General features: G+C 40.3%; 4 protein-coding genes. 1 reads left to right on the plus strand and 3 read right to left on the minus strand.

Annotated elements, in window-relative coordinates:
• Window positions 1-256 precede the first annotated feature (256 nt).
• Window positions 257-3775, plus strand: a complete 3519-nt coding sequence (locus HWQ42_RS17320) for an NB-ARC domain-containing protein (RefSeq protein ID WP_292814298.1) — start codon at window positions 257-259, stop codon at window positions 3773-3775.
• Between the two features lie 163 nt (window positions 3776-3938).
• Here HWQ42_RS17320 and HWQ42_RS17325 read toward each other — a convergent pair whose 3' ends face one another.
• The 3 genes from HWQ42_RS17325 to HWQ42_RS17335 all read right to left on the minus strand — a co-directional run bounded on the left by HWQ42_RS17325 (window position 3939) and on the right by HWQ42_RS17335 (window position 8342).
• Entirely contained in the window at window positions 3939-5081 is a 1143-nt protein-coding gene (locus HWQ42_RS17325) for a 3-oxoacyl-ACP synthase III family protein (RefSeq protein ID WP_292814300.1), read from the minus strand.
• A 10-nt stretch (window positions 5082-5091) separates the two neighbouring features.
• A complete protein-coding gene (locus HWQ42_RS17330; protein ID WP_292814306.1) occupies window positions 5092-6804 on the minus strand; it encodes a thiamine pyrophosphate-dependent enzyme in 1713 nt (570 codons plus the stop codon).
• 491 nt (window positions 6805-7295) lie between these two features.
• On the minus strand, window positions 7296-8342 hold the full coding sequence (locus HWQ42_RS17335; protein ID WP_292814303.1) for a bifunctional riboflavin kinase/FAD synthetase: 1047 nt from the start codon (window positions 8340-8342) through the stop codon (window positions 7296-7298).
• Window positions 8343-8485 lie beyond the last annotated feature (143 nt).

Consider the following 8485-nt stretch of genomic DNA (forward strand, 5'->3'; position numbering starts at 1 on the left):
GTATATCAACTTACCAAGTACCAAGTTTGCTTTCCTCCCTATTATATGCAGCTTCATATTAAATTGGTATAAGCAGTTTTTTGTAATATACTATCAAACATGCATTAGCATGATAATTGCTTTAATACTCATTCACAGGCACCTATATGAAAAATAGGTTAATCAAAGGTTAAAAATAGCTTATGTTCACAGTAAATGCTACGCATAGTTGTTGAAAACCAACTATTTAAACCTACTATAAAAGGTGCTTATAATAATGCCTAAAAAGCAAAGACGCAAACGTGGTGTTCTCCTAACTCCTGAAGGTTTGCAAAAACTTCAATCGAGCAAACTAGCGTTAGAATTAAACGACAATTATGGAAACAAGTATACTCTTGAAGATTTGAGTGATCGAGTCGGAGTCAACACAGCGACAATTTCCAAAGTGCTTTCCCGTGAGGAAGGAGTTGACAAACTAACACTTGAGCTTTTTTTCAAAGCTTTTGATTTAGAACTAGATAAAACTTACTATGTCAGTTCAAACCAATCTCAGCACCAAGATTGGGGAAAAGCAATTTGTGTATCAGTTTTTTATGGACGACAAGAAGAATTAGCTACTTTAGAGCAATGGGTTCTGAGAGAAAACTGCCGAGTAGTAGCACTGCTGGGAATGGGAGGAATTGGTAAGACAGCTCTGGCTATAAAACTAGCAGAACAGATTAAGGACAATTTTGAATATATAATTTGGCGATCGCTGCGAGAAGCTCCATCTGTTAAAGCTTTGCTGACTAACTTAATCCAATTCCTTAGCGATAATCAAGAAACAGAAACTACCTTACCAGAAAACGTAGGCGACAGAATATTGCGGCTAATAAGCTATTTACGGGAGCATCGCTGTTTGCTAATCCTAGATAATCTAGAGTCGATTATGCGTGATGGAAGTCGAGCCGGAATTTATCGTGAAGGATATGAGGGGTATGGTGAGTTACTCAAACTTGTGGGAGAAGCTACTCACCAAAGCTGCTTAGTACTGACAGGTAGAGAAAAACCTAAAGAGATAGCCTCACAGCAAGGAAAATCCCTATCTGTTCGCTCATTACTGCTGAATGGTCTCAAGCCAGAAGATGGGCAGGAAATATTAAAAATAAAGGGTATCTCTGTATCAGAGTCACAATTGAGCAGAACTTTAGTTGGGCGCTATGGTGGTAATGTTTTAGCTTTAAAAATAGTTGCGACAACCATTCAAGATTTGTTTAATGGCAGCATTTCTGAATTTTTGGGACAAGAAACAGTCGTTTTCGGTGATATTTGCGATTTGTTAGACCAGCAGTTTTCGCGCTTGTTAGATTTAGAAAAAGAAATAATGTACTGGTTAGCGATTAATCTTGAGCCAGTTTCACTATCAGAATTGCGAGAAGATATATATTCATCAATACCAAAAGTAAAATTATTAGAAGCTCTGGAATCTTTAAGACGGCGATCGCTGATTGAACAAAACGCATTACTCTTCATGCTACAACCTGTAGTCATGGAATATATAACTCAACGGTTGATAGAGCAGGTTAATGAAGAGATTGTCACTCATGACCTCCAGCTTTTTCGGAGTCATGCTTTGATGAAAGCGACAGCCAAAGACTATATTATTAATACCCAAATACAAGTCATTATTCAACCACTTATTAATAAGCTACTTACTCACTATAGAAATAAAAAAAGCCTTGAAAATCAATTTATTCAAATTTTAGCAAGATTACAAGCAACATCTCCTCTAGAACAAAGTTATACAGCTGGAAATATCCTGAATCTGCTTTGTCGTTTAGAAACAGATTTAACTGGTTACGATTTTTCTAATCTGACTATTTGGCAAGCAGATATGAGATACGTGAATTTGCACAACACAAATTTTACTCATGCTAATTTAGCGAAGTGTGTTTTTGCTGCAACCATAGGTGGTATTCATTCTGTGGCATTCAACCCAAATGGGAAAGTTTTGGCTATGGGGGATACGAACGGTGATATTAGCCTGTATCAAGTTACAGATGGCAGACAACTGCTAACTATTAGGGGACATACAGGTTTTGTTTGGCCGATTACTTTTAGTCCTGATGGTTATGTTATTGCTAGTGGTAGCGCTGATCAAACAGTGAAACTATGGGATGCTAATAGTGGGCAATGCCTAGCAAATTTGCAGGATCATAGTGGTGGAATATGGTCAGTTGTTTTCCATCCTCATGGTACTATGCTTGCCAGTGGTAGTGAAGATCAAACAGTGAAGCTATGGGATGCTACTAGTGGTCAACTACTCAAAACTTTGCATGGACATAGTAATCGAGTTACATCAGTTGCCTTCAATTCTCAAGGTACTATACTTGTTAGTGGTAGCGATGACCAAAAGGTAAGGTTATGGGATCTCAAAACCTATCAATGCTTAAAAACTTTAGAGTATCAAGATAGTGAAGTGAGGTCAGTCGCCTTTAGTCCAGATGGTCAAACTTTGGCTATAGGTTATTGTGACCAAACAATAAAGCTATTAAATCCTGTTACATATCAATGTATTCAAACTTTACAGGGTCATCAAAACTGTGTAAATTCAGTTACCTTTAGTTATGATAGTCAGACCTTAGCAAGTGGCAGTGATGACCAAACAGTTAAGCTGTGGGATGTTACTACTGGTCAGTGCCTTACCACTCTGTACGGTCATAATAGTAGGATATCTTCAGTTGCTTTTAGACCATATACTTATACGCTAGCAAGTGGCAGTGAAGACCAAACTGTAAAGCTGTGGGATGTCACTACTGGTCTTTGTCTGAAAACTTTCCAGGGTTATTGTAATGGAGTGTGGTCAGTCGCCTTTAGCCCTAATAATAACTATATTGCTAGTGGCAATAATGACCAAACAGTGAAGCTATGGGATGTTAGCACTGGGAGATGCCTAAAAATTTTGCAGGGTCATAGTAATCGGGTTACATCAGTTGCTTTTTCTCAAAATACTATACTTGCCAGTGGTAGTGAAGATCAAACAATGAAGTTATGGGATATTAACACTGGTCAATGCTTCAAAACATTACAAGGACATACAAATCGAATCACATCAATTGCTTTTAGCCGCACTGGTCATCTATTGGCAAGCGGCAGTCAAGACCAGACAGTAAAGTTGTGGGATATCAAAACAACTCAGTGTGTCAAAACCTTAGAAAGACATACTCATTGGGTATGGACAGTAGCCTTCAATCCCAATAGTAATTTATTAGCAAGTGGTAGTAATGACCAAAAAATCAGGTTATGGGATGTCAGTACTGGTCTTTGCCTTCAAACTTTGGATGGTCATACTGATTGGATTTGGTCACTCATCTTCAGTCCCAATGGTTGCACGTTGGCAAGTGGTAGTAGTGACCAAACAATTAAGTTGTGGGATGTCAGCACAGGACGGCATCTTAAAACCTTAGAGGGACATGCCAGTTCTGTACACTCACTAGCTTTTCTAGATGCTCATATACTAGCGAGTGGTAGTGGCGACCATACGGTGAAACTGTGGGATATCAGCACAGGTAAGTGCATCAGAACTTTGATTGGACATTCTAAGTTTGTTTGGTCAGTTACTTTTAGTCCTGATGGTCAAACCCTAGCAAGTAGCAGTGAAGATGAGACGATTAAGCTTTGGAATTTCAAAACTGGTGAGTGTCAGAAAACTTTAAAAAGCTCTAAATCCTACGAAGGTATGAATATTAATGGTGTAACAGGTGTAAGTCCAGTAACTATTGCTACTATGAAAGCCTTGGGTGCAGTTGAGTATTGAACAGAACTCCAGCCCCTTGCCTGCTAGGGAAGGCTACAATATCTATAACGCTCGCTACCAAAATTAAAACCGATGTGGAGCGAGTTTTTTAACTTGTGTGTACACGGTAGCCGAGTCCGGGAAAGCTTTGGAAATATGTTAAATCCAATATATTGAACTTAGGTTAACAAGAAGCGAGGCTCATTGTTGGAGTTTTCACTGTCGGTTCAGGTGCATTGAGATGTGGATCGGAACCTAAAGCCACTTTTCCCCAACGCATTACACTTGCAGTGGCACTACTGGCTGCACCAAAGCCATAAATGAGAACTAAATCATTTTCACGAATCTTACCCAACTGGGCAGCGTGATATAAATTAGCTAAAGTTAGTGTTGGCCCAATGTTTGCATAGAGAGGGTAAGTGTTGATTGTGCGTTCTGAGTCAATGCCTAGTACTTGTGTACAAAAGTCAGCAAACCAGGCAGTGGGTGTATTGAAAATGAAAAAATCAATTTGGTCGAAGCTGACACCAGCAGCAGCAACTGCTTCCTCGCAACACTGACGTAAAAGCCCCGCAGATATTCTGCTAATTACTTTGTTTGTACCCTTATCTACCTGCATACGTAACTGTGCTTTGCCCTGCTCATCTGGTGTGAGTTGAAAGAAGAACTGGTCACACAGCATGCTGGTATTTATAGATTTGGTGCTGAGAATGCCTTGGTTTGCTTTGAGCGGACTGACAACTATTGCGCCAGCACCATCGCTAAAAAACCAAGAGAGAGTATCGTCCTCGTTGAAAAAGCGAGAGTAAGTACAGGAGATGACAACCAATACATTGCGGTGTCCTCCTGATTGCACTAAGGCACAGGCAGTTTGTAGCGCTACAGGGGTACTACCACAGCTTGCATCAAGATTCCATGCACCACAATTTAATCTCAGTTCGCGGGCGAGGAAGGCAGCATTACCAAAGCCGATATGTTCAGGTAAGAATGAGCCGACAATTAAGAGATCAACATCTTCAAGGGAAAGCTTTGCTGCCTCTAGAGCATCTTTAGCGGCACGATACTCCAAGGTCAGTGACGACTCTCCTGGCCCAAGTATCCTTTTCTCAACAGTCCCGCGAAAGGGATCTGATAAATAGGGCAGCATTTGGGAGTCGAATTCGTTGCAAGCAGGCAAATTATCTTGTGACATTAGCTTTGCTAAGTTTTTTTGCTCTGCATCAGCAACTAAATCAGGATAATTTTTTCTGTAGTATTCTTTTGTACGCTTAATGCTTGGAAAGCTTAAAGCAAGTGAGCTAATTCCTACAGATTGACACGCTATCATAGATTTTCTCTCAAACACTAGTATTTTGCAAAATTAGATTCTCAATGCGGCTGCCAATCGGTGCTAGCCGAGTCGGGTCAATTACTACATCAACTACAAATGGAACTGAAGAGAGCATCGCTTTCTCTAGGGCTAACTGAATGTCAGATTCTGTTTCGATACGGATACCATCCGCTCCCATTCCTTGGGCAATTTTAACGAAATCCCCTTGGGGAATTTCTATATCAAGATTGTTAAATCCCTGCATTGTTGTTCCTTGAGCGCACATGTTGTAACATGAGTCGTTGAGTACAATCCAAACGGCAGGAATTTTATATTTGACAGCCGTACTTACCTCACTGTTCATCAACATCGCACCATCTCCCACTATGGCTACAGCTTTGCCATTCCGAACTAGGGCAGCACCTACAACACCTGTGACAGCATGACCCATAGCCCCAAATCCGGTACTAACACGGTAACGTTCGGGTTGGGCAAATCGCAGCATGTAATTTCCCCAAGCAAAAGAGTTGCCAGCTTCTGCAATGATCAAGGCATCACTGCCATCTACAATTATCTGTTGAATTGCATTCATCAATACCTCTGGTCGCACTGCACCTGTGTTAAATGATGAGAATATTTCACACTCAGGTTTGGGTAATGACTGCTGTGTTTCAATAGGACTTTTCGGTAAATGCTTAAGTAGCGATCGCACAAATAATTTCACATCCGACTGAATGGCTACTGTCTGGGCAATTGGATAGGCTGTTCCTGGTACTTCTGGGTCAATATCAACATGCAAAAAACTCTGCAAAGGAATCATTGCGGGATTCCAAAAAGAGGTGAGTTCTCCTAATCGTGTTCCTAAAACTAGAGTGTGCAATGGTCGAGATTGTTGCATATATCTCAAGACTGACTTGTGTCCAGCGAAGCCTGTACTGCCTATAAATTGCGGATGGTCTTCGGGAAAAATTCCTTTGCCCCGTGGCGAACACATCACTGCTGCACCTGTTGTTTCTGCTAACTGCCGAATCTCCTTAGCTGCATTTCTAGCCCCAAAGCCTACCCAGATGGCGAATTTTCCTCTAGAAATTAACTCTGCACATTCTGAAACTGTTTCCTCACTGACTGTGACTCCTGGTGCAATGAGATTGACTTTTGACCAAGATGTTTTGGCTGTACTTGTCTGGACTGCTGTAGGAATACTCAAATGGGCGACAAAACTACCCGGTCTAGCTAAACCCAGCCCTAGCCTACGCGCAATTTCTGGCAACTGCTCGCCGCTTTCTAGAGTCGTTGCATAATGAAATAGTTTTCCTGTGGTAAATATATCCGCACTGGGCATTGTGTAAGCACTGGTTTCTTGGAAAGCCCACATTCCTCGCTGTGATGCTGAAGTAGACGGCGATAAAAAGATAACTTTTGCACCGTCCCAGCGTGCTGCATATAGTCCTGTTATTGCGTTTGTGATCCCCGGCCCGGCTGTAGTAAATACTACAACTGGGCGATCGCTAGTAAAGTGTGCCTCTGTAGCCGCAAATGCTGCTCCTGCTTCGTGCCGAAAGTGAACCACTTGGATTGAGCTATTTTCCAGGCTGTGCCATAAAGGTGCGATCGCTCCCCCCGAAACACCAAACGCATATTGCACTCCCATTTTTTCCAGCATCTTGACTACCGCAGAAGCTACTGACACTGACGCTGTAACTTCATTGCCAACTGAAGGCGCAATATTCTCCGAGCAGATATTTGATATATCTGCAAAAGGTGGATACAGCAACGATAGTGAAGATTGCGATAAAACAGAAGACGCAATTGATCCTTTCACCGAAATATCTGTTTTTGTGTTGGGAGTTTGAAATTTAGTACTCATGTTCAGCAAATTAAATATATTAAAGGTTGTTATCTGGCTTTACTGACTTTCAAGCCTGCTCACTATTTACTGTTTGCTATTTTTTGCTGTAATAATTTACCCTTACTCGTTTGGTACTAGAAATAATAGTTTTGAGCAGGCAAGAGTGTATATCCATAATGGTTTTTGAGCAATCTGATTCTTTACTCTCTAATGTTTAGATCACATAGATTCATCCCAAAACCCCTGGCTTTTGAGCAATTAAGTTTATACTAACCACTTGCAAAATTTTTTGCATTCAAGAACAGTAAGTTAAGGATAAACTTAAGTAAGTTTATCGAGTTGAATGTGGCATAAAACCCTTGCCCACTAAGTACTACAGCTTATCAGCCTGCGAATTTATCCAAATTAGCTGATCGCAACAATAGATATCTGGCTTTGGCACAATCGGCTGTAATCTGTGCTTTGAGGGTTTCTGAGGAGGAAAACTTTTGCTCTGGTCGTAAAAATTCTTCTAATTGTACTGTTAATGTCTTGTCACACAAATCGCCTAACCAGTCCAATAGGTGTACTTCTACAGATGGATAGGTATCATTGACTATAAAATGATGAGCAACATTCATAACTCCTATACCTATAGGCAAAAGGTGGTTAGATAATGATGAAGCAGTTACAGTCTCATTTACAATGAATACTCGCACCGCATATACACCATTCCGAGGTAGCAACTTGTTAGCTGTTAGTTGAATATTAGCAGGGGAAAAGCCGATAGTTCTATCTAACTGCTGTGCTTTAACAACTTTTCCTGTCAAATTATAAGGATAGTTTAATAGTACCTTAGCACGGTGGATGTCACCTTTAGCTAAGGCTTGGCGAATAGAGGAACTGCTAATACGCTCGTCCTGAAAAGAGTAATTAGGAACAATGACAACAGGAATATTAAATTTAGCTGCGATATCCTGTAAATCACTAGTAGTTCCGCTACGGTGCTTTCCAAAGCGAAAGTCCTCTCCTACACTGATCATTTGAGCTTTTAGCTGTTGCACCAAAATCTTTTCTACAAAATCTTGCGCACTTAAAGCAGTTAATTCTTTATCAAAAGGTAATAATACTAGCTGTTCTATACCACAATTTTGTAGCTGTTGCACTTTCTCTTGTAAGGGAGTCAGTAAAGACCAAGGTTTTCCCGTAAAAAACTCTTGTGGATGCGGATTAAAAGTGACAACTGTAGGGTAAATATGTTCTTTAGCAAGCGATCGGCTTTTCTTTCTTGACTCCTGCTTTTTGATATGATTCAAAATAGGTTGAATAACTTGTTGATGACCACAATGTAGACCGTCAAACTTTCCAAGAGCAACAACAGTTGGTGTGAAAGCAGCAGAAGTAGAGTAAGTTACCCGTACATTATTAGTAAAATTTGCTATTTTGTTCATGACTACATATTATTTCTTCTGAATGTACCATAAAATTGATATTTGGTTTTTGAACTTTTAGGCGCAGGTTTACCAATATCATCATTAGCAATAGACTCATCCTTAATATAAATAACATGGGATAATAAAAAGCTGGAGTAAAA

This window comes from Nostoc sp. JL23 (assembly GCF_017115065.1).
GTDB classification, from domain to species: domain Bacteria; phylum Cyanobacteriota; class Cyanobacteriia; order Cyanobacteriales; family Nostocaceae; genus Nostoc; species Nostoc punctiforme_A.

Coding starts and splice junctions, on each gene's coding strand:
- HWQ42_RS17335 (WP_292814303.1), bottom strand. CDS start 8,342: ATGAACAAAATAGCAAATTTTACTAATAATGTACGGGTAACTTACTCT.
- HWQ42_RS17325 (WP_292814300.1), bottom strand. CDS start 5,081: ATGATAGCGTGTCAATCTGTAGGAATTAGCTCACTTGCTTTAAGCTTT.
- HWQ42_RS17320 (WP_292814298.1), top strand. CDS start 257: ATGCCTAAAAAGCAAAGACGCAAACGTGGTGTTCTCCTAACTCCTGAA.